Source organism: bacterium, from assembly GCA_020444065.1.
Classification (GTDB): Bacteria; Sumerlaeota; Sumerlaeia; order SLMS01; family JAHLLQ01; genus JAHLLQ01.
This window is the reverse complement of record JAHLLQ010000005.1, coordinates 36745-59639: the sequence shown is the minus strand read 5'-3', so window position 1 is coordinate 59639 and position 22895 is coordinate 36745. Positions and strand designations below refer to the sequence as shown.

Genomic DNA, 22895 nt, shown 5'->3' with positions numbered 1-22895 from the left:
CATCATCGATCCGGAGCAACTTTCTGCTCCACACCGGATCGGCAGTTGCGTAGCCTCCGTTTTACTTCACTGGCGGAGGAACCCGAATCATGACTGAACCCCTTCAAGTGACCTGCCCCTGCTGCAAGAGCATCCTGGTCGTCGATCGTAAGACCGGCAAGGTCCTTGAGACCCGGGAACCGCTGGTGGAGGACACCAGCGGCGACCGTTTCGAGGATGCCCGCCGACTGGTACGGGAAACGCAACAGCGCGCCGAAGAGAAGTTCAAAGCCGCCCAACAGGCCCAAAAAGAGAAGCTCTCGAAGCTGGATGCGCTGTTCAAAGAGCGCAGCAAAGAGATCAAGGAATCCGGCGAACCCATCGAGAAGCCGGAGAATCCGTTCGATCGGGACTGATCAGCCTGCCGCAAAAGGAAAACGTAATGCCGCTCTTCCCACCGACACCGTTCGTCCTCGATCCCGTCTTTTCTCCCCGTCCGTGGGGCGGACAGCGGCTGGCCGTTGAACTGGGCAAGGCTCTGAATACGAGCGAGCCAATTGGTGAGTCCTGGGAGCTCTCAGATCACCCACACGGGCGATCCCGGATCGCCACGGGAGAGTTCGCCGGCGAGCTGTTCGGTGACGTTCTGCGGCGCTTTCCCCGCGAGATGATCGGCCGCACGGTGGCCCCGGAGCGCTATCCCCTGCTGGTCAAGTTCATCGATGCGGATAGCGATCTGTCCATCCAGGTACACCCGGACGACGGCTTTGCGGAGTCCCGGAACGAGCGCGGGAAGACGGAGTGCTGGTACGTGATGGCCTGCGCCGCGGGGGCGGAAGTGATCCACGGGCTGCGACCCGGAATCACGCCCGAGGAACTGAGGGCGGGCGCGAAAGACGGGCGAATCGAGCAGATGGTGGCTCGCGGATCGTTGGAGGAAAACGACTTCCTGTTCGTTCCGCCCGGAACGGTACACGCCATTCTGGCCGGGACGCTGATCTGCGAAATTCAGCAATCGAGCGACGCGACGTACCGGCTGTGGGACTGGGGACGCGAGCCCAAGCGCGAGCTCCACGTCGAAGACGCGCTGCAAGTCATCGGTTTCAACGGCCCGGCGCAAGAGTCCCGCAATCTCGATATCCCGGGCAGCTTCTCCGATCCAATCACACTGACGGACAACCAGTTCTTCCGCGTGCGGATGGTGGACGTTCCGGCCGGCCAGTCGCTGCCCGTCCCGCCGGATACGCTGGATAGCGGCCTGATCGTCGTCTGTGTTGCGGGGAAAGTGCAGCTCGGAACAGCCGATGGGGAGATCGATCTGGCCCGGGGTCAGACCGGGTATGTCCCGGCGATCTGCGAGCGCGACCTATCCGTCAAAGCCACGAACGGCCCCACGCGAATCCTTCTGGCTGAAAGCCGCGAGCTTTGACGCCCGCGGGCCTTGACCCCGTGAGGTGCCCTCCAGCTACGATCCTCGCCTGACGAGCGAGGATCGCATGGACCAGACACTGCCGTCCCAAACAAGCACGCCGAACCCATTCTGGGACCGCATTCGGAATCTCCCCGAGCCAGCGAAGTGGTTTCTGGCCTGGCTCCTGGTATTCGGTGCGTTCCTCCTTGCTCAATACGACAACCTGAATGCGCCGTACTTCTGGGACGCGATTGGTTACGTTGTTCCGCACGCCATCGACATTCTGAACAACCACTTCAACCCGATCCTGAAGACCTACGACGTCGGCCATCCGACCGGGTTCTTCTTCCTTATGGCGCTGATGATGAAGCTATTCGGCGGACCGTCCCCCCTGCCGGGGCACGTTCTGATATGCGCCTTCGATGCGATCTTCCTGCTGGCCGTCTTTGCGATGGGTCGGCGGTTTGGCCTTCCTCCGGTCTGGAGCGCCGCGGTTGCCATCCTCTTCTTCCTGCATCCGCTGGTTTGGGCGCAGTCGCGCCGCGTTCTGCTGGATCTGCCGATGTCCGCGCTGATCCTTTGGAGTTACCTGCTGTGGTCGCGCGGCAGGCGCGTGCCTTACATGCTGGTCGGGGGAGTCGCGACGCTGTTCAAACTCTACGGCTTCGCACTGGTCCTGGGGCCGGCCACGGCCCTGCTCTTCACGTCCGGCCGCTTCTGGCAGAAGGACAGCCGCAAGACCTTCCTGGTCGATATGGCATGGGCGCTGTCGCCGGTGCTGTTCTTCCTCGGGTTTCTGGCCGTCCGCATCGGCGTCCGCGGCAATCTGCATGCGCAGGTAAACCACACGACGGGCAATACGCTCCATCCGATTTGGAAACTGGAGGACTGGCTGGCCACCTTCCCCGCCGCCTGGCGCACTTTGGTATACCTGATCAACCTGGAGTGGTTCCTCGGCATCTTTGCTGTGACGGCCACGATTTGGGCGATCGTCCGCAAACGCACCGGCCGGGATCGTCTGCTGGCGAGCCCGGAGGATCGCCGCCTGGCGCTGGCCGTCCTCTTCCTTGCGCTGGCCTTCAATGGGATGTTCTTCCAATTGGGCGGCCCCGTTGCCCGGTACAATCTCCCGGTCTTGGCGGGAGTCATCGTCGGCCTGGCCGCGGTGCTCTATGCACTTGTGCGTGTCCGCTGGGTGCTGGCGGTACTGGCCGTAGCAACCGGCGCGCTGTTCGTGCTGCGCTGGACGCCGGAGCACACCCGATGGCTTCCCGAATCGATCCGCCTGCTGATCGAACGCCCCGCAATCCTGTCCTGCTCGGAATCGACCTACGACCTGCGTTACGAGGAATACGTCGAGCAGATGAACTGGGCGCTGGACAAGGTCTGGGAAGATGCCGAGGAGCGCGGCGTCGAGCCCGTCCTGGCGACACACTGGCCAGTCAACGTCGCCGCCGGCGTACCCGCTCTGGGCTATGTCGACCGCCCAATCCCGAACGTCACGGCATCGTCCTGGGCGACTGTGGATCCGACCCAGGCAAACTACGTTCTCTTCATCGAGCCGATCTACTGGTTCTCCGACGTGCCGGACCAGCAGCGGATTCTGCTCGACCGCCGTGGCGAGCGCATCAAGCTCGCCAGCCGCGCGCAAGTCTGGTACGTTTGGGCTCCCGCCAACTGAAAACCTTGCGTTGACCCATCCGCGGGGCTTTGGTTCCTGTGGACGGTTCCCTGGCGCTGCTGGGGAGGAGGGACCATTCTGGATCGAACGCGAGGAATTGGATTTCGTGAAACTCCGTGAGAAGTGTGCGCTGGTGATCGGGGCGTCCTCGGGGATGGGAGCGGCCACGGCCCGGCGCCTGGCTCGCCGCGGCTATCGCGTGGCCATGGTGGCCCGCCGCGAAGAGGAACTCGGCAAGATCGCCAGGCAGATCAACAAGAACGCCGGCGCCGAGGTGGCTTTCGCCTTTCCCCACGATGTGACCAATTTCGACGAAGTTCCGGGGCTGTTTGACGAGATCGTCGACAAGCTTGGAGGCTTGTCGCTGGTCGTCTACACCACCGGCGCCATGCCCAAGGTCGAGATCGACGAGTACAACTTCGAGAAGGACCGCACGATGGTCGAGGTCAACCTCCTCGGCATGATCGCGTGGCTGAACCAGGCGGCGGACATGTTCTCGCGCCTGCAGGCCGGGACGATCGTCGGGGTCGGTTCGATCGCGGGCGATCGCGGCCGCAGCGGCCAGCCCGTCTACAACACGACAAAGGGCGCCCAGGCGATCTACCTGGAGGCGCTGCGCAATCGGCTGTCCAGCCGCAACGTGCGCGTCGTGACGATCAAGCCGGGCTTCGTGGATACCGCGATGACGGCAGGGATGGGGAATCTGCTGTGGATGATTTCCGCGGACGAAGCGGGGCGACAGATCGTGAACGCTGCCCATCGCAGCCGCGGCACCGTGTACGTGCCGCATCGCTGGAAGCTGGTTTCCTGGGTGATCATCCACATGCCATCGTTCATCTTCCGACGGCTCGGAATCTGAACCGATGACGGCAGCAGCGCAATTGGAGGCCGGGAAGGATTCGGCGAAAGGACGGCAGGACGTGGCAGTTAAGCCTCAAGGTTTAAGCCCGCGGCATTTGGCGAAAGTCGAAGGCTGGGGCATGGCCGTAGAGTCCCTCTCGTGGGTGCATTTCCCGCGCGCCGTGGAGGAGATCGAGGCCGTGTACGCGCTGGCTCGCCGCACGGGCAAACCGATCGCCTTGCGCGGAGCGGGGCGCAGCTACGGCGACGCTTCGATCGGCGAAGACAGCATCGTTCTCGATATCAGCAAAATGAACCGGATCATCGATTGGAATCCGGAGACCGGCCGCATGGAAATGGAGCCGGGACTGGCCATCGGCGACCTGTGGAAGCACATCATCCCCGACGGATGGTGGCCGCCGATCGTTTCCGGCACGATGTACCCGACCATCGCCGGCGCCGCCGGAATGAACATCCACGGAAAAAACAATTTCAAGGCCGGCACCTGGGGCCGTCACATCATCGAGTTCGACATCCTGCTGCCGAACGGCGAACACAAAACATGCAGCCGAGAGCAGAACAGCGAGCTCTTCTTCGCGGCCATCGGCGGCTTCGGCATGCTGGGGTGCTTCACGCGTTTCGTGATGCAGATGAAGAAGGTTCGCTCCGGCAACGTGTGGGTCGAAGCATTCAACACGTACAGCCTGCAGGAGATGGTCGACGAGATTGAAGACCGCGTCGACGAGTCGGACTACCTCGTCGGCTGGGTCGACTGCTTTCCCGGCGGAAGAAGCCTCGGCCGCGGCATCGTTCACCAGGCCGGCTACACGGTGGAAGAAGATCCTCGGCGCCTGCGCGAGTCGCTGCAGGTCGCTGCGCAGGAATTGCCCGAGCATATCATGGGCGTCTTCCCGAAGTCATTGATGTACCTGTTCCTCACGCCGTTCGTGAACGACCTGGGAATGCGCGCGATCAACTTCGCGAAATTCTACTCCGGCATTCTGCAGCCGCGCGGACATCGCTACTACCAGTCCCATGCGGCGTTTGCATTCCTGCTCGACTACGTGCCGAACTGGCAGTGGTCCTACAAGCCCGGCGGGCTGATCCAGTACCAGAGCTTCGTGCCGAAAGAAAACGCCGTGCGCACGCACGAAACGTTGATCCGCATGTCAAAGGCCGCCGGCATGCCGTCGTACCTCGGCGTGTTCAAGAAACACATCCCGGACACGGACCCGTTCCTGATTCGCCACGCCGTGGACGGCTACTCGCTTGCGATGGACTTCCGCGTCACACGCAGCAATCGCCAGCGCCTGTGGAAGCTGACGCACGAAATGGATCGCGTCGTGCTCGACAACGGCGGGCGATTCTACTTCGCGAAAGACGCCACCATGCGCCCCGGCACCCCGGCGCGTTTCCTGCCAAAGGGCAACCTCGAGAAATTTATCGCGCTGAAGAACGAATGCGATCCCGAAAACATCCTGCAGACCGACCTGTCGCGACGCATCTTCGGCAAAGACTTCGATCGCTGAGTACTGCAGCGAAAAATGTAGGACATCGCAAAGAGGACCGGCCCACGCCGGTCCTCAGTTGCTTATTGATCCGCCTTGTGACCTTCACGCCTTCGCCTGGCGCGGCTAAACGTTTCGCGATGGTGAGTGGGGCATCCCTAATGAATCGCCTGCGGATACGGATGGTCGCACAGGTTGCACCTGACAGGCGCCCCGTTCTCGACGAAGCCCTCATTTGTAGGGGCAATCGAGTAGTCGTTGGGGGGCCGCTTCTTCTTCCACCAGAGCTTCCACCATGGATCGGGTTTCCAGTTTGGGCACCTCGGTGTGAAGCGAATATAAAGATCCGGTCCGACCAAGACTGGCGCCCAATCTTCCAGCTCGGTTCCAAACAGCTCCACGAATTCCTCCTGATCGGCGAGGTTGTACTCCAATATGTACTGCTGCACTGCTGAATCGATTTTGGTTTGATTCTCCTGGCACCAATTCTTGGCCGATGTCTCACGCGCTCTGAAGAAATGCGGCAATCCGAAGTAGACGCCCAGCCCAACAGCCAGCACTAAGGCTAGCCAACTGCTCAAGGTCCATGACCTTCTCAGCTTCCGCTTCCACTCCTCCGAGACGGCTTCGGGTTTTTCCGGTTTCTCGTCGTGCTTCATATCCTCGTCCTCTTTGTCTCCTTCAGATGCCCGCCTGCGGATACGGATGTTGTTCAGGCGCGATATTGCACCTCACGGGCCCATCGTCTTCGAAGCCCTCCCTAGTCCGTGCCCTGACGAAGAGACTTCAGGATGCCAAATCCTTCCAGATTCGCTGAATCCACGACAGACTCGCCTGCGCCATACAACTCGTCCCAATCACTAGTCTCATTTGTTGTGCCCACAAGTAATCCTGCAAACTCGTCAGCAAATGAGGACGAGATTGCTCTTTCGCTGCAGGTGACAAGCATCGCCTGCATCCGCAGATTCAGCTCACTGGGCATGGCACCGAGGAGCACAAGTACCGCGAATAGATTCTCATCAGTAGAACTGCCCTCCAAGCTGCCATCGGAGTACTCCAACATTGCGTTTTTCGCGTAGAGAATAAGGCAGGGAACTGCCCGCGAATCCCAGGCTGAGCTGGGGGAGTAACTGACCAGAGAAGCCTCTGGGAGATCGAATCTGTGTCGATCATAGAATCTGCTCGCGCGAGCCACTCCTTCTCCCGGTTGCCAAGGACGAAGAAGAGCGTACTCGACAGGGAGGCGCCATTCGTCGGTTCGCGGTATTGCGGCTAAACGACATGTGGGGAGAACTCTTCCTCCCAATGCTATCGGATCGGCCTGTAGGTAGTTAACAACTTCCTCATAGTGTTCAGGGCGTTCGCTTCGATCCCAGGCAACCAGTAGAATTTTCGCCATCCAGCTCTCGCCCTCAAGCATTGTAGCCGTGGTGAGTTGATCCTCGTTACTTCCAAGCGCCAGAGAATCAAGAGCTGACTCGAACTCAGCCAAGTTCTCTGCAAGCTCCTCTTCCGGAATGCCTACGTCAGTAGTCGGATTCGCTGACACTCTAGCAATGCTCGCCATTGCAAGCACTTGAGATGCAGTCAATGAGAGCGTCGTGATTGCTGCTTCATCGGCTGTTAGGAGACAGTCTCTCAGTACGTCATCTGGATTAGCGCGTGTGGGAATGCTGCAGAGCAACCAGAAGAGGCAGATTGATATTCTGCGCAGTATATTCTTCATCTTAGTCATCTCCGAGTGCGGGAGGATTCGGCAGCTCGCGGTGCCAGGCGATCTGGGGGATTCCTCTCTCTGTATTGGTTGCACAGTGATTAAGCCCTTTGTTCATGAAAAGCGACTCGAAGACGTCGAATTCGTAAACATCGGAATCCAATCGAGGTTAGGATGCCAAGCAACACCGCGACACCAACGCCGAGGATGAGAACGCGCCTCAGCATCACAAGCCAGCGCTCCGAAAGAACTTCCGGCTTTTCCGGTTTCTCGTCGTGCTTCATTTCCTCGTCCCCTTCGTCTCCTTCATGCCTTCGTCCGGCGCGCCGAAGTGTTTCGCGAAGGCGCGAGGTGCATTGCTATGATCCATCTGCCGCGGGAGTAGGTGTCGGTGTCGGATCGACATCATCATCGCCTCCTCCGGGATATGGGTGCCGCTCCATGCCAACATTGCACCTTACCGGCCAAGCAGCCATAGAATTATTGGCAATCGAGTAATCATTGATTGGTTCTCCCCATCGCCAGAACTTCCAAAATGCCGGAGACTCATGAGCCGGGCACTTTGGCTCGTAACGGATGAACCGATTCTCGCCGATCAAGACAGGCGACCAGTCCTTCTGCTCGGTTCCGAACAAAGCAACAAACTCTGCCTGATCATTCAGCCCATACTCGAGGATGTACTGCTGAACGGCCGAATCGATCTTCATCTGGTTTTCCTGACAAGGATTCCTGGCCGATGTCTCGCGCGCCTTGAAGAGCAGCGGCCAACCGAAGTAGATGCCCAGCCCCACAGCCAGCACCAAGACCAGCAGACCGCATAAGATCCAAGCTCGCTTCAGCTTTCGCTTCCACTCCTCCGAGACGGCTTCGGGCTTTTCCGGTTTTTCGTCGTGCTTCATCTCCTCGTCCTCTTCCTGTCCCTCACGTCTTGGCGTGCGCGGAGCGGCGGCGTTAGTCTTCGCCGCCCGGCGGGACGTTCCAGTACAGTGTACAGCCACAGAAGCGCGCGTTGCAGACCACCCGTGGTCCGGTGACATTCAGTGTGTAATTCCGTGCCGGATCGCCCGACCATCGGCGCCCCATGCTGGGGCAACGAGGCGTATAGTAAAGGAGATCGGAATTTGCGAGGATCGGTTCCCACAGAGGCTGCTCGCGCCCCAGGACTGCCAGCGCCGACGCACGGTCGGGCAGACCATTTCTGTACTGAAAGTCCTCCACTCCGTATTCGATGCGTTCCATGGCACGTTGGCATCGACTGACGTGATTCGTATCGTGGAAAGGTCGCGTTTCGTATCGATAGACCATGTACCCGCCAAGAGGCAACGCCACCAGCACGATGAGGGCTGTGATTCGGCCAACGCTGATCAACCACCGCCGAGAGACAGCGGGCGGCTTCTTGGGCTTTGCAGTGCTCACAACTGTCTCCTCTCTCACGCTTCTTGATTCCTGTGTGCCGAAGCATTTCGCGACGGCGAGTGGGGCATTCCTACTCCCCAACATCACCGGACATCGCAGCCGGAATGGGTGTTGGATAAGGCGGGGGTGCCTCAGGGTACGGATGCCGGTCTTTGCCGACATTACATCTCACCGGAACTCCCCCCTTGAAACCGGCATCGGTTGGAGCGATCGAGTAGTCGTTCAGAGGTCGCCAGAACATCAATGAAGACTTGTGGGCGGGGCACTTGGGGGGATAGCGAAGAAGCTTCGTAGGCCCCACAAGAACCGGGGACCAGTCCTTCTGTTCCGTTCCAAACAACGCGACAAATTGCGCCTGGCCCGTCAGCTTGTAGTCCGCGATATACTGCTGCACGGCTGAAGCGATCCTCATCTGTTTCTCGGGACAGGAGTTTCGTGCTGAAGTTTCAGGCGCTTTCCTGAACGGATTTCCAGACAGGATTAACATGGCCAATACAATAGGAATTGCGAACACCTTCAATGCCTGCTTCAGACGCGTCGAATATTCTTCCGAGACTGCGGCCGGCTTTTCCGGTTTCTCGTCGTGCATCATGTCCTCATCCCCTTCGTGCCTTCATCCTGCGTGCCGAAGCGTTTCGCAAAGGCGGATGGTGCATTGCTAAGGTCTCGGCGCACTCGGATCCAAATGCCGCTCCGGCTCGACACTGCATCTCACCAGTGCTCCTCCCTTGAAGCCAGCGTCCGTCGGAGAGATCGAGTAATCGTTCAGCACTTCTCCTGATCGCCAGAATTGCCAGGATGGCGGGTCCTTGTGGCTCGGGCACTTGACTGGATAGCGAATGTATTTGTCGGGCCCCACAAGAACGGGGGACCAGTCCTTCTGTTCCGTTCCAAACAACGCGACAAATTGCGCCTGGCCCGTCAGCTTGTAGTCCGCGATATACTGCTGCACGGCTGAAGCGATCCTCATCTGTTTCTCGGGACAGGAGTTTCGTGCTGAAGTTTCAGGCGCTTTCCTGAACGGATTTCCAGACAGGATTAACATGGCCAATACAATAGGAATTGCGAACACCTTCAATGCCTGCTTCAGACGCGTCGAATATTCTTCCGAGACTGCGGCCGGCTTTTCCGGTTTCTCGTCGTGCATCATGTCCTCAACCCCCTTTTGGCATTCCTACGGGTCGCGCGGCACCGGATAAAGATGGTCCTCCGGGTAGATATTACACATCACCGGGAATTCCGCATCGGCCTTGTCTGCAATCGAGTAGTCGTTCAGCACTTCTCTTGATTGCCAGAACTCCCAGAATGGCGGCGCCGCGTGACTCGTGCACCTGGGAGGTTGACGGAGGCCGTAATCAGGTCCCACCAGCACCGGGGACCAATCCTTCTGCTCCGTACCGAACATCGCCACAAACTGCGCCCGCCCCTCGAGTTCGAATTCCTCGATATACTGCTGCACCGCCGAGTCGATTCTTGTCATGACGTCCTGACAGGAGTACCGAGCGGGGGTATCTCTAGCTTTCAAGGCCCCAGGAATCATCCACGCAATGGTTCCAACGACGTACAGAATCAGCAGAACCCAACATCCCCAGGGATGTCGCAACCACTCCGGCAATAACCGGCGGCCTGGCGCATCTGTCTGTTGATTGCTCATGCTCTCCTCCGGCCCTCCGATTTCCTCTTCCCATTCGTCCTTTACGGGTCCGCCTGCGGATAAGGAAGATCGCAGACATTGCATTTTGCTGGTCCTCCCCCCTCGAAGCCAGCGTTTGTCGGAGCAATCGAGTAATCGTTCAGAGGTTTCCAGAACATCCACGAAGATTTGTGCGTGGGGCATTTGGGTGGGTAACGAATGTACTTGTCCGGCCCCACAAGAACGTGCGACCAATCCTTCTGCTCGGTTCCAAAGAGAGCCACGAACTCCGCCTGGTCCTTCAGGCCGAATTCGAGGATGTACTGCTGAACGGCCGAATCGACCACGGCTTGATTGTATTGGCAAGAAGACCTGTGCGGCGTCTCGCGCGCAGGGAGAAGCTCTCGTAAGATCAGGGCGATGCCCAGAGCCAAGACCAGCACGGCGCAAGCGATCCAAACTCCTCTCATCATCCGCTTCCGTCGTACTGAAACGGCCTTCTGCTTCTCGGGTTTCTCGTCGTCCTCCATAATCCTCATCCCCTTCGTGCTCTTCGTGCCTTCGTCCGGCGTGCCGAAGCGTTTCGCGAAGGCGGGCTGCGAATTCCTAAGACCCCGTGCGCGGCCACACGTACAGATGCCGCGTCTCCCGCGGATGCTCCAGCCAGAATCGGCAAGACACCGGCGGATCATCTGGGGAAGGGTTGAGAACATACTCACTGCCCGTCGGGCACTTGGGCGAGTAGCGAATGATCTTCTTCTGCCCCACCAAGTGCTTCTCCCAGTCCTTCTGCTCCGTGCCGATCATTGCAACAAGCATCGCCCTGCTTTCTATCCCGAGTTCCAACATGTACTGCTGCACTGCCGAGTCGATTCTTTCCATGTTTCCCTGGCAAGAATTGCGTGCCGATGACTCGCGAGCTTTGAGAAAGCCCGGCGCGAGAATCAGAGCGACGAATGCCACACCGGCAATAGCGGCCAGAATCCACCACCCTGTCCCGCGGGCCTCATCATTTGCCAATGGAACGTCCTCCATAATCCTCATCCTCTTCGTGCTCTTCGTGCCTTCGTGGTGAGAATTTTCCCACGAGAAACACCTACTCAGTCATTACTGCAGAAGCGTAAGAAAACACAAGTGAGGAATGGCAAACAGGCAGGAGACGCTATGGCAGTCGGCGAATATCCGTGACGACCCAGCGGATTTCGCCCGCGCCGGAAGGGAGGGTGCGTTCGCGCCGAACGCCAAACTTCCAGTTGGGGAAGTAGTCCTCCGAGTCCACGCCGCCGCGCAATGCGCCGACCTGGAGCGGATTGATGAAACTCTGGAAGCCGAACTCGAGCGCGGTCCTCGTGATGAAGGCTGCGACCGCTCCGACGGCGACGCTGCTCGGGAAGATCACCATCAAGGTTGTTCCCATAAACATATACCAAGGCGTGACGGCGAACAGGAACGCCGCGGGCCCGGCCGCGGCGATTCCAATGACGGCGCCGAGGCTGACCCAGTAGGCGACGCGTGGATTTTCAACCGGGATGGGGTCGAGAAGGCGATCGAATCCGCAGCGACGCAAGAACGTGATGGGCGCATCAAGCAAGTCTCGCGGCAAGCCCCACAGTGGATACGTGATTGCCGGCAAGCCTTCCTGCGCCGCTGCGCGATCCGTCGGGATGCCGACCCAGGAGACGAGGAATCTGATCTGCGATGTCTCCGATCGTACCCAGTTGTCCGTGAGAATCAGAATCGTGTTTCCCTGCCACAAATCTCCACGGCGAATGTTCGATCGTTCAGGCGGCAGCAGCGTGTGAAATGCGGCGGAAGGCGGGCCGTAATCGTCCGAGAAAGGCAGAGCCATCCGATTGCCGAGTCTTGCATATCGGACGGTGTCTTCGTGTGAAGTCGATCTCCCCGCGCCGAGGAATTGAGTGGCAGAGAAGCGCCCCGCCTCCTTCCTGGGCCCGATGGGCTCGAGCATGATTTCCGGACGATCGGCAGAGTAAGTCTGGTAGTGCAGAATGGTCTCCGTCCCGGCGTCGATTTGCTGCCAGGGCGGGTTGTGCAATAACAACGGCCGCGACGGCGTTGGGCCGAAGCAGCCGGTGAGGAAGAGACTCGCGAGGAGAATCAACAGGGCGGCGGTGTAGCGTGAGGGGCTCTTCACAGATTGCATTCTGCCAATCGATTCATGGGATGCGCTGGATGTTGGTAATGACCCAATACTCCTCGGCCTGACCGACCTCTTCGATGATCGCCAGGCCGCTGCGGTCATGCACTCCGAACTTCCAGTTCGGGAAGTAATCTTCCGAATCCACTCCGCCACGCAATGCGGCGGTTTGGAGAGGATTGATGATACGTTGGAACAAGATTGAGGAGAGTTGCTTGACATAGGAAGTTACGAAGATGGCTGCCCACGTCGCTGTGGCAAACCCAAGAGCCGCCAGAGGAATCCCGACATAGAGGGGTGTGACAGTGGCCGCAATGACGATAGGAACAGCGATCGTAAGCGCGATGTCGAAGGCGACGAAAGTCACCATTGTGTCGTCGCCACAAAGTCTCTGGGGGCCGCCAAAAGCATCGAAGCCATCCCGTCGCATGAGCGTAATGGGTGCATCGAGAATATCTCGCGGAAGTCCCCAGGTGACATACGTCGCCTTCCACCAGAAGTCCCTCTCCGAAACGTTGGAGCGAGGAACGGGGGACAACCGAGCCCAAGAAATCAGAAATCGGTAGGACTGCCTATTCGAACCAATCAGGGTCGAGAGATCGAAGATGGTCTTCCCCTTGTTGGAACCAAAAGGAACATACGCGCCAAAAGGAGGCTGCAGTTCGACGAGAGCCTTGCCTGAAGCTGGATTCGGTGCGAACTCCGAGGAATGCGACTTCAGTGGAGTGTACCATGGCATCCTACGGACGAAAGTCCTCCGACCTGCGTACTGAAGGTAGTTCACCCAAACGATTTCGTTCGTGTTGATCCGCTCAAGAACGATCTGCGGCTCACTTCTGGAATAGGCCTGATAGCAAAGTTGAACGTAGTCTCCCGCCGCCTCGCTTTGCCACGGAGGATCATTCAATAACAACGGCTGCGACGGCGTTGCGCCGAAGCAGCCGGTGAGGAAGAGACTGATTGTGGCGGCGAGCAGAAGGGCGAGGAGCGAGTGTGGAGTGTTCACGGGGTCCTGCAGCCCTCCCTCGATGTCCGTTCCCTGCACGATTACACGGCGCTTGATGCCTTGCGCGCGTCGCGGAGCGCTTCGACGATTTCGTCGGCGTTCGCCCAGCGGTCGTCCTTATCCTTCGCCAGACACTTCGCGATGATCGCCCACAGTTCGTCCGAGCAGTTCTCCGGGCGATCGGGATCGCGGTGCATATGCTGATAGGCCAGGTCGCCTTCGATAAAGGGCGGCTTGCTGTTCACGAACTCGTACAGCATCACGCCGTAGGAGTAGATGTCCGCGCGATTGTCGACGGGGATGCCCTGCACCTGCTCCGGAGACATGTAGAGCGGCGTTCCGATCACGGCGCCGACCATCGTTCCTTCGCCGGTTGAATCGAGCATCTTCGCGATGCCGAAGTCGGTGACTTTGATTTCGTCCGCGGTGGTCAGCATGATGTTCGCGGGTTTGATATCGCGGTGGACGATGCCAAGGCGATGCGCATAGGCCAACGCGTCGGCGATCTGGATCGCGTAGTGATAAATCTCCTTCGGCTCCATCTTCTTGCCGCTCTTGATTCGCTTTTTCAGATCGGAGCCATCGACGTACTCCATCGAGATGTACTTGCGGCCCATTTCCTCGCCGATGTCGTGGATACGCACGATGTTCGGGTGCGAGAGCTTGCGCGCATTACGCGCTTCGACTTTGAAGCGATGCACGGCTTCCGGATTGTTCGACATCGAATCGGGCAGGATCTTCAGCGCGACAACTTCCTCAAGTTCCTTGTCGCGTGCGCGATAGACGATGCCCATGGCCCCGCGGCCGAGTTCGTCGAGCAATTCGTAGCGGCGCTTCGCATCCTCGCTCATCTGCTGGACAATGCTGGTTTTCTCAAACGCCATCGGATCGCTGGTCGAACCGGACAGCATCTCGAAGCGTGTCTTGACGTCTTTGTAGTCGATGTCCGCCGCGAACAACTGGCGATAGACGGTCTTGGCGCCAACGAGGTCCTTCTTCGCTTCGTAGCGCTGCGCCAGATCGTAGAGGAGTTCCTTCGTCTCGTCGTCGACGACGAGTTTCTTGTACTCCTGCAGCGCCAGGTCGAGCATACCCTTCGCCGTGAAGCACTTGCCGAGCATCTTAGTCGATTCGGCTTCCCAGCGATAGTCCTGTGCGGTCTTCTGGAAACAGCCGATCGCCTTGTCGTACTCCTGGCTCGAGAAGTAAATCCGTCCCAGTTTGAAGCGCACTTCCATGTCTTCGTTGGCCTTCAGCGCGGCCTCGTAGACCTCGCACAAGACGCGCGTCACGTCTGGGCTGCCGGGCTGCAACTGGTAGGCCTGCTCGAGCGTTGCACGTGCGCTCTTCGTGTCGTTCGTCGCGATCAACATGCGGCCCTTCTGGACCAGCGCGGCGACGTTCTTCGGATCCTTGGCGAGGATCTTGTCCAACGCCTTCAGGATGTTCTTCACGTGATTCGGATTGGATTCGTAGATGGTCGCGAGCTGGTCCAGCGCATCGCGGAAGTGACCGTACGCGACGAGCACTTCGCACAGGAACCAGCGCACGCGGGCCGCTTCGGGATGCGCCGCCAGCACCGCGTTGATGTGTCGGATTAACTGATCCTCTGAGCCCGGCCGCGCCTTCAGGGCGTGCTGATAATGCTCCACGGCCTTCGGCGCGTCCTTGCCTTCGACGCAGATGCGCGCCATGGCAAGGTGCAGTTCGGCATTCTCCGGTTGCACGGCGAGCGCCTGGCGAATCACACCGCCGGCCTCCTCGTCGTACTTGCCCTTCTGCGCGTACGCGAGCGCCAGGTGCACCTGCGCTTCCTTGTCGTTCGGGTTGCGCTTTAGGATGTTCTGATACTCGGCGACCGCTTCCTCAATCTTGTTGCCGTGCAGACTGGAAAGGGCGACAAGGCGATTCAGTTCCTCGTCGTTCGGTGCCTTCTTCAGCAAGTACTGCGCGAGCTTCAATGCGTCGTCGTAGCGGTTGTTGCGATTGTACGCGCGAACGAGCTGCGTCCCGATTTCCTTGTCGTCGCGCTGCGCATGCAAGTGGCGCTCGTAGATCGGAATCGCCTCGGGATCATCGCGATTCTCACTCATCAGAACGCGGGCCAGTGCGCCGAGCAACTTCGTGTCGTCGGGCTTGGCCTTCAGTGCCTCGCGATAGATGCGTTCGGCGCGTGTTTCGTAAATGCCCTCCGCGATGTAGGCGTACGCCAACTGCGCGTTGAGTTCCGGATTGCCCTGGCCCTGATGAATCAGGGCTTCGATGGAGCGAATAGCAAGGTCGTGATTGTTCGTCAGTCGTGCGGTCTCGGCCAATGCCTTCAGCGTTGGAGCATCATCGGGATTCTCTTCGTGGGACCGATGATAGATGTCCACGGCCTCCGCGTCGTAACGACCCTCGTTCTGGTAGATCTCCGCGACCATCCGCAACATCTCGGAATCGTTGGGGTTCATCTTCAATGCCTTGCGGAAGGCGGCGAGTGCCTGCTCGTCCGAGCGCGCCTGCAACATGTAGCAATGCGCCAACAGAGCGATCGCCTGCTCGCTGGTCGGATCGACTTCGTTCGCGCGATTGACTTCTTCGATCGCGCGACCGATCTCGTTCTTCTGCAAGTAGATTGCCGCGAGATGGCAGTACGCCGGGACAAACTTTGGATCGAGGTCGAGCACCATGTGACAGAGCGTCTCGACCTGCGAGTCTGTCTGCTTCGCATCCATGCAGGACTGCAGGTACGCCTGCAGGAACCGGGCATCTTCCTGACGGTTATTGAACTGCTGCTTGTAGACCGGCAGAGCCTTGGCGGAATGCACGCCCATTTCCAGGTACACATCGCAGAGCGCGGCGTAGACTTCATCCTTCGCAAGACCGCCACGCAACGCGGCGCGGAGGCGCTTGCCGGCCTGCTCGAGTTTGCCCTCGTTCTTCAGGCAAAGGCCGAGAGCGTACTCCAACAATGGCGGTTCGGAGAAGGACTTCAAGGCCTTCTCGTAAACGTCGTGGGCTTCCTTGGTGTAGCGATGATCCTTTAGCAGCGCACGTGCATACGCGTGCAGCAGGTTCTTGTTGTCGGGATCCTGCGCGAGTGCCTTCTGATAAACCTCGATCGTCTTCGGCTCGTAGTTACTGCGCGAGGTATAGACCAGTGCAAGCGTGGCGATGATCTTCGGGTTCTTTGGTTTCTTGGTGCGCAGTCGCTCGTACATGACCATCGCTTCGTCCCACTTCGCCTTTGTCACGGCCGCGCGTGCGCGACGTTCCAACCGGCGAACGAGAAGGAACCCAATCACAAAGTAGGCAACGAGACCCACAACCGCCAGGGCGAGCAATCCGGCCAGCGCCAGCATGATCATATTCCGGCGGATCCAGATCTCGCGGTGCTTGCTCTGGTATTCCGAATTGGCGGGGTTGAACTCGGCTAGCCATTCGGCCGAGACGAGTGCGTCGTCGTAATTGCCGGCCTGCATCGCCGCGTCCAGGTCGTCGAGCGTCTTCTGGTGAAGCTCCTCGAGTGCGATCTCGCGGGAGAAGTGGCGCTGGAAGTATTCCTGGTCAAAGCGGGGATTGTGACGCGATGAGCCGCCCCGCGTCATCCACGGCGTGGTGGTCAGTTCAAGCGGCGTTTCCGGCGTCGGAATTCCAACGAGCCGACCACTCTCGGTCATGCCAATGACCAGCATCTTCGTGAACTCGCCCTGATCGTCCTCGACTGTGACGACCAGCGGTGTGCCGTTCAGCCGATCACCGACGCTGACTTCCGGATAGCGCAACGCAGGGGCCGCTTGCGTGAACCAGGTCTCCGTATCGACAACGCGAACGACCTGGCCGATCCCCATAGCCACCGAGGGATAGCCCATCTCGCTCGGAATCAATGCCAGCGGCGTGTTGATTCCGCCAAAGCTCTTTGTGTCTCCCTCGGTCTTGCGCAAGCCGGTGACCGGGTTGATCGCCTCGAGCGTGCGGCCAGGATAGAAAATCAGTTGCTGAGAGAGCGGAACGCCGATTGTCCCGACGAGTGTGGGTTCACCCACGGGCGGGTTGTTGGAGAAATACTCCCACAGTTTCTCCAACTTGTTCCGATCGGTGTAGCGCAGCGCCCAGATGTCCCCATTGTCGAACGTCAGGACCATGTCGTCGTGCCCGTCCTGATTGATATCGATCAGCAGCGGGGTCGTCATGATGCTCTGCGTTTCGCGGACGTAGATCTTCTCGTGCGTGCCCATACGCGGATCGATGATGATCACATTGTTGTCGCTGGTTGGGAAGACGATATCGTTCGCGACCGGCTGACGCACGGTGCCGACGGATGCCGGCGCCGCGCCACGGCTGCCCGAGTTGATCGGCTCCCAGTAGTCTTCAACGTTGCGATCGTCGGTCACCACAACACCGTGGATCAATCCGCCCTCGTCGATCATGACAAGCCCCTCGCGCTGGCGCGCGGGATCGTCCTGCGGTGGCATCAAGGTCACGGTCGGAAGCAGCGCGAATGACCTGTCGGAGATCTTCGCCTCTGCAATGACATCGAGGGTACTTCCATCGAAGTAGATGACTCGGCCATCGGTTGTTCCGACGGCAATATCCAGCGTATTCCTGCCCAGGAAATCTCCCAGAACCGGTCCGGTCAGTGCCACATTGCCATCCACGGTGCGAGACAGCGCTTTGAATTCCTCTCCCGTCAGGGAATCGAACACCTTGATGTGACCGCGAACGTCTGTGGCGACGATCTCTGGCCGAGCGGTGTCGAACAGATTGCCCGCAGCGATGGTGTTCGGCTGCTCGAGCTTCGTGTCTTGGCGATAGAGCTCGGTGAGGGGCTGCTGGGCGACCAGAGGGGCCGCCAGTGCAACAGCCAGCAGCAGAATCGTCCAGGGCGGGCGGTTCTTCGTTAGGAGAGTTCGGGGGGTGCAGCTCATGCGTGCGTCGATCCCGGTTCGTCAGGATTCCTTCCCTCGGGCAATACCAAAATCCGCTCCTCGGCGGGCAGGGGCGCAAAAGAGGGCAAGGTTCTCCTGAACTTTGGTTGAGGGGCGAAAGTGCTGGCAACCCCATTCCTTGATTTCGGGAAGGAACCCGCCGGTTTTTTACGGCCCTTTCGGATCGGGAAAAGCCAGGATTCTCAGGCTTGCGCCTGTCTGCCCGTCCGGTAGCAATCGAGACTCCGCGGGACCGATTTCGACCCGAACTTCGAACGCAAAGGCCGAAATCCCCCTTGGCCTTGTGCCCCTTCCCGTAGATGGGAGAGAGAGCACTCACACGGAAGGACTGGCGCCGTGCAGGTCTTGATGGAAAAGCGACTGGGCGAGACCCGGGCCGTGGTGATCGGCGCGGGGGCCGGAGGGCTGGCGGCGGCGATCGCCCTGGCTGCCCGCGGGGCGCGCGTTCGCGTCCTGGAGCGCAATCCCCATCCGGGCGGTCGCCTGACTCCGATCGAGGCTCGCGGCTATCGCTTCGATCCCGCCGAGCCCTTCATCAACTACCCGCACGTCCTTGGACAACTGTTCGCACTGGCGGACCTGCGCTTGACCGATTTTCTGAACTTCATCCCGGTCCGGCCAACGACCCGACTCGTCTTCCCGGACGGCCAGACCCTCGACCTCTGGAGAGATCCACACCTGTTAGCGAAAGAAGTGGCTCGCTTCTCCAAGGAGGATGCCCGCCGGATCCCGAAGTTCCTGGCCGAGATGGAGTCATTCGCTTCTGTGGTCGAGGATCATTTCTGGGGCACAAATGGGCGCGGCTGGCGCGGGCCGGCGTTTCTGGCGGCACACCCGCGGTCGGTGCGGCACTGGCGCAAACTCTTCTCGCCGTTCTCGCTGGAACACCTCCTGCGCCGACGCTTCACGCACGATCGTGTTCGCGACATCTTTCGCGTCCTGGCCATGCGGCCGGGCGGCTCGCCGCGGGGGCCGGCGGCCCTGGCCTTCCTGGCTGGGACCGAAATCCGCCGCGGCCTCTGGTACCCGGAGGGCGGCATGCAGGCCGTCCTGGAGTCGCTCGTGCGGGTCGCCACGATGCTCGGCGTGCGATTCGTCTGGAACGCACGCGTAGAGAACATCGAGGTCGAAGGCGACCGCGTCCGCCGTGTCAGCGGCCAGGGCTTTCGGCCCCTGCGGGCGGATCTCGTGGTCAGCACCGCCGACCCGGCCCTGACGACTGGGCGCCTCCTGAGCGACGGCGAACCGCACAAGAAGCTGGCGACGCGATATCGTCCTCGCAAAGCCCGTCATTCTGGGCTGCTCGTGATGCTCGGTTGCTCCGAGCAATTCGAGGCGCTCGGCCAGCCGGAGACGGTCTTCGTGGGGGGCAATCCCTTCGAGGAGGCTCGCCAGATCGAGAAATGGCGAGTCGCCCCATCGGATCCGACAATCTTCGTCTCGGCACCATCGCTTCTGGATCCGAGCCTCGCGCCTGAGAGCCACCACGTCCTGCGCCTTTTTGCGCACCAACCGCCGGCCTCGAATCGATTCGTGTGGAACGAGGCGAACGCCGACGCCGAACGCGACCGGATGCTGCGCCGCGTCGAGAAGGCGGGCGCTGCAGGCATCACTGAGTCGATCCAGGAAGAGGTCGTGATGACGCCGCCGGATTTCGCGCGGACTTATGGGCTGACCGATGGAGTCCTGTTCGGTCCCTCGTTTTCGACACGCCGGGGCTGGATGGCGAGGCCGGGCACATCGGTTCCGGAAATCGGGGGCCTCTACCTGGCGGGTGCCGACACGCACCCGGGCCCGCGCCTGTCGGACGTCATCACCGGCGGCCTCCTCGTAGCCAGCCACGCGGCGTCGAAGACTAAGTCTTAGGCACTGAGGGAAGCTTGCTCCGCCGCTGACAACAGCCGACAGAGCGCTTGCTCGCGGTCGACGGCCGCTTCGTGGTGGTCGATGGACTCAGCCGGGGCAGCATCGATAGCCGGAAGCCGCAGATGGAGCCACTCGGCAAAGCGGAGCGCGCGATCGGGCCCCGCGCCGGTCATGTCGACGAAGAACGCCGCCATGCGGGGATGGTCGGAAATCCCATTGGCGTCCAGCAAGTCCGCCAGCAAGGCGTCGACTCGATCTGTGCTCGAATCTTCCGGCAAGGTCGCCATCATGACCGCGATCATGCCGGCCAACGTCTTGGGCAGTGCGACGGTGCCTGGCTCCCAGGCGATCGATTCGCTCATTCCCGCCAATCCGTCGTCTCCGAGCAGTTCCGCCGCATTCTCCGGCAGGATCAGCGGCGTTGCCAGCAGGTGACAGAGGCGCTGCGACGGCACAACCATCCCGTAGCGCCGGCGCCCGGCGAACTGCTCCGGCCCGGCATCGAAGATCGGCACGATGGCGTCCAGCCATCCATCGGCCAGGAACGCGACGGTTGCCGGGCCGCTCAGCATGGCGGCCAGCACGATCTGCGTCCACATATCCTGCACCTCGTCTGCCGACCACGGTTCGCCCTGGGACGGGTCGGCCAGCGGCCAATGCGTTCCGAACACGCGGCGAACGCCCTGCATGAATTCGTGAAAGGTGACGATCGGCGCACGCCCCACGCGGCGGACATCGCGCATCCGATCGGTCCGCGCGCTCAACGGCTCGGCACATCGCCCGACCTCGGCCAGGTGCTCCGCGCATGGGTGATTCCGCGCCTGGATCAGGGCCAGGCGAAACATGGTGATCTGATCGGTCATGCGCTGGCTCGCAGATCGACGAGGTGCATTTCCAGATTCGTTTGGCCGCGGAAGTGATTCTCCGTCGGCCGGAAGACAACGTCATACGGCTGGCCGGAGTTGCACATCTCCATGTACCGCGCCAAGCCAAACCCAATCGCCGCCATCGAACGATCGCCGAGGCGAACGTTCAGCTTCAGGTGATTCGACCCGACGATCCGCGGCGGGTACTGGTTCTGCACGCCGCGCATCAGGAACAGGGGCGATGGATTGTCCTCGCCGAAGGGCTGGAGCTTCTGCAGATCGCGATGGAGATCCCAGGTCAGCTCGCCGGGCTCCAGTTCCAGGTCGATCGCCAGTTCGGGCGTCAGATCGCGTTCGGCAAAGACGCCACGGGCGAACTCATTGATTGCGCCGCGGAACTTGGGAACGCGCGCGGATTGCAATTGCACACCTGCCGCCGCCGCGTGGCCGCCGTACTGGGTCAGCAGGTCGTGGCAGGAACAGAGCGCTTCGTGAATGTCGAAGCCGTTGATGGACCGCGCGCTGCCGCGGGCCAGCTCTTCCTCCATGCGCAGCACGATTGCAGGTCGGTGGAAGCGCTCGGTCAGGCGCGCCGCCACAATTCCGACGATCCCGAGGTGGTAGTCTTCGCCACCGACGACCAGCAGCGAATCGTCGCCGGTCGCCATTTGCTGGTCGGCAGCCGCGAGACAATGATCGAGGATCGAGTTCTCCTCTTCGCGGCGACGGCGATTCAGCATGTCCAGGTGGTTGGCAATCTCTGTGGCGCGCGAGGAATTCGTGGTCAGCAGGAGTTCCAGCGCTGTCACGGCGTGGTCTGTGCGGCCGGCGGCATTGATGCGCGGCCCCAGCATGAACCCGACGTGCTCGGCCCGCAGTTCCTTGCCCCGCAGGCCCGCCACACCCAGCAGCGCCTGGATTCCCGGACGCTCGCTGTCCTGCAGTACCTGGAGCCCGAAGTACGCCAGCACGCGGTTCTCCCCCGCCAGGGGCACCACATCGGCGATCGTCCCCAGCGCCACGAGGTCCATCAGGCTGCGAAGGAAATCCCGCGACTCCTCCGGCGGACGGCCGGCGGCCTTCAGAAGCGCGTGGGCGAACTTGAACGCCACGCCGACTCCGGACAAGCGCGCGCCCGCGTAGTACGACTCCGGGAGGTTCGGATTCACGATCGCGTGGGCGTCCGGCAGTTCACCCTCCGCAAGGTGGTGGTCCGTCACGATCACGTCCATGCCGAGGCGACGCGCAATGGCGATTTCCGCCGCGCAACTGACGCCGCAATCCACCGTGATCAGCAGCTTCGCGCCCTCCGCCGCCAATTCTTCCACGCGCCGGGCGCTCATGCCGTAGCCGTCGTGTATGCGATGCGGGATGAAGTACGACGGCGACGCGCCCAAATGCTGCAGCGCCAGAATCATCAGCGCCGTCGACGAGATGCCGTCGACGTCGTAGTCGCCGAAGACGGCAATCTTCTGTCCCGATTCGATCGCCGCGAGGGCCCGCTCGACGGCCGGTTGCATGTCGTTGAGTTCAAACGGATCGCGCAGGCTGCGCAGGCGGGGGCTCAGGAAATCGGCCGCCGCATTCAGGTCGCTCCATCCGCGCGCGGCCATCAGGCGCCCGACGGCCGGGTGGATCTGCAACGACGCCGCGATTCGCTCACCCAGCGCCTCGTCCACGGAACGCAACGTCCATCGCGCTGGCGGCGGAGCAAAATCAGAGCTGGGAGCGGGAGCAGTCATGGGCGAGCGGCCTTCCACAAGGTTCATCCCCCTTTGTCCCCCCGTGCCCGGTGCCGGTCAAGGGCGATGGGCGTCGGGGGTGGCGGGTTCGCGGGTGGTAAGGAATCTCGCGCAGAGACGCGAAGACGCGGAGAGAGGGAGTCT

The 22895-nt window shown here is 60.7% G+C and carries 19 protein-coding genes; 5 read left to right on the top strand and 14 right to left on the bottom strand.

What is annotated here, in order from left to right; translation table 11 throughout:
• Positions 1-89 precede the first annotated feature (89 nt).
• From KQI84_13150 to KQI84_13135, 4 genes are all read left to right on the top strand, one after another.
• A complete protein-coding gene (locus tag KQI84_13150) occupies positions 90-395 on the top strand; it encodes a hypothetical protein (protein MCB2155824.1) in 306 nt (101 codons plus the stop codon).
• A 26-nt stretch (positions 396-421) separates the two neighbouring features.
• Positions 422-1408, top strand: a complete 987-nt coding sequence (locus KQI84_13145) for a class I mannose-6-phosphate isomerase (protein ID MCB2155823.1) — start codon at positions 422-424, stop codon at positions 1406-1408.
• A gap of 1457 nt (positions 1409-2865) precedes the next feature.
• Positions 2866-3930: an SDR family NAD(P)-dependent oxidoreductase gene (locus tag KQI84_13140; GenBank protein MCB2155822.1), complete on the top strand. Its 1065-nt coding sequence runs from the start codon at positions 2866-2868 to the stop codon at positions 3928-3930.
• 121 nt (positions 3931-4051) lie between these two features.
• Positions 4052-5440 (top strand): FAD-binding oxidoreductase, encoded by a 1389-nt coding sequence (locus KQI84_13135; protein MCB2155821.1) that lies wholly within the window; start codon positions 4052-4054, stop codon positions 5438-5440.
• Positions 5441-5577: 137 nt separating this feature from the next.
• Here the strand turns inward: KQI84_13135 and KQI84_13130 are convergent, their stop codons facing one another.
• From KQI84_13130 to KQI84_13075, 12 genes are all read right to left on the bottom strand, one after another.
• The gene (locus KQI84_13130; GenBank protein ID MCB2155820.1) at positions 5578-6078 is read right to left on the bottom strand and encodes a hypothetical protein; all 501 of its coding nucleotides are present in this window, start codon (positions 6076-6078) and stop codon (positions 5578-5580) included.
• Positions 6079-6179: 101 nt separating this feature from the next.
• Positions 6180-7145 (bottom strand): hypothetical protein, encoded by a 966-nt coding sequence (locus tag KQI84_13125; GenBank protein ID MCB2155819.1) that lies wholly within the window; start codon positions 7143-7145, stop codon positions 6180-6182.
• A 347-nt stretch (positions 7146-7492) separates the two neighbouring features.
• Entirely contained in the window at positions 7493-8032 is a 540-nt protein-coding gene (locus tag KQI84_13120; GenBank protein MCB2155818.1) for a hypothetical protein, read from the bottom strand.
• Positions 8033-8084: 52 nt separating this feature from the next.
• Positions 8085-8549 (bottom strand): hypothetical protein, encoded by a 465-nt coding sequence (locus KQI84_13115; protein MCB2155817.1) that lies wholly within the window; start codon positions 8547-8549, stop codon positions 8085-8087.
• A 70-nt stretch (positions 8550-8619) separates the two neighbouring features.
• On the bottom strand, positions 8620-9141 hold the full coding sequence (locus KQI84_13110) for a hypothetical protein (protein MCB2155816.1): 522 nt from the start codon (positions 9139-9141) through the stop codon (positions 8620-8622).
• 66 nt (positions 9142-9207) lie between these two features.
• On the bottom strand, positions 9208-9519 hold the full coding sequence (locus KQI84_13105; GenBank protein MCB2155815.1) for a hypothetical protein: 312 nt from the start codon (positions 9517-9519) through the stop codon (positions 9208-9210).
• 204 nt (positions 9520-9723) lie between these two features.
• On the bottom strand, positions 9724-10203 hold the full coding sequence (locus KQI84_13100; GenBank protein ID MCB2155814.1) for a hypothetical protein: 480 nt from the start codon (positions 10201-10203) through the stop codon (positions 9724-9726).
• 41 nt (positions 10204-10244) lie between these two features.
• Positions 10245-10721, bottom strand: coding sequence for a hypothetical protein (locus KQI84_13095; GenBank protein ID MCB2155813.1), 477 nt, complete (start codon positions 10719-10721; stop codon positions 10245-10247).
• Positions 10722-10788: 67 nt separating this feature from the next.
• Entirely contained in the window at positions 10789-11226 is a 438-nt protein-coding gene (locus KQI84_13090) for a hypothetical protein (GenBank protein MCB2155812.1), read from the bottom strand.
• A 118-nt stretch (positions 11227-11344) separates the two neighbouring features.
• Complete coding sequence (locus KQI84_13085; protein ID MCB2155811.1) at positions 11345-12337, bottom strand: hypothetical protein; 993 nt, start codon at positions 12335-12337, stop codon at positions 11345-11347.
• Between the two features lie 22 nt (positions 12338-12359).
• Positions 12360-13346: a hypothetical protein gene (locus tag KQI84_13080; GenBank protein ID MCB2155810.1), complete on the bottom strand. Its 987-nt coding sequence runs from the start codon at positions 13344-13346 to the stop codon at positions 12360-12362.
• A gap of 41 nt (positions 13347-13387) precedes the next feature.
• Positions 13388-18256 carry a protein kinase gene (locus KQI84_13075; protein MCB2155809.1) on the bottom strand — a complete coding sequence of 1623 codons (4869 nt, stop codon included), beginning with the start codon at positions 18254-18256 and terminating at the stop codon, positions 13388-13390.
• Between the two features lie 369 nt (positions 18257-18625).
• Between KQI84_13075 and KQI84_13070 the strand changes: the two genes are divergently transcribed.
• Positions 18626-20143: an NAD(P)/FAD-dependent oxidoreductase gene (locus tag KQI84_13070; GenBank protein MCB2155808.1), complete on the top strand. Its 1518-nt coding sequence runs from the start codon at positions 18626-18628 to the stop codon at positions 20141-20143.
• Here KQI84_13070 and KQI84_13065 read toward each other — a convergent pair.
• Complete coding sequence (locus KQI84_13065) at positions 20140-21006, bottom strand: hypothetical protein (protein ID MCB2155807.1); 867 nt, start codon at positions 21004-21006, stop codon at positions 20140-20142. The genes KQI84_13070 and KQI84_13065 overlap by 4 nt on opposite strands.
• Positions 21003-22751, bottom strand: a complete 1749-nt coding sequence (gene recJ, locus KQI84_13060) for a single-stranded-DNA-specific exonuclease RecJ (GenBank protein ID MCB2155806.1) — start codon at positions 22749-22751, stop codon at positions 21003-21005. Before recJ ends, KQI84_13065 begins: the two co-directional genes overlap by 4 nt.
• Between the last annotated feature and the right edge of the window lie 144 nt (positions 22752-22895).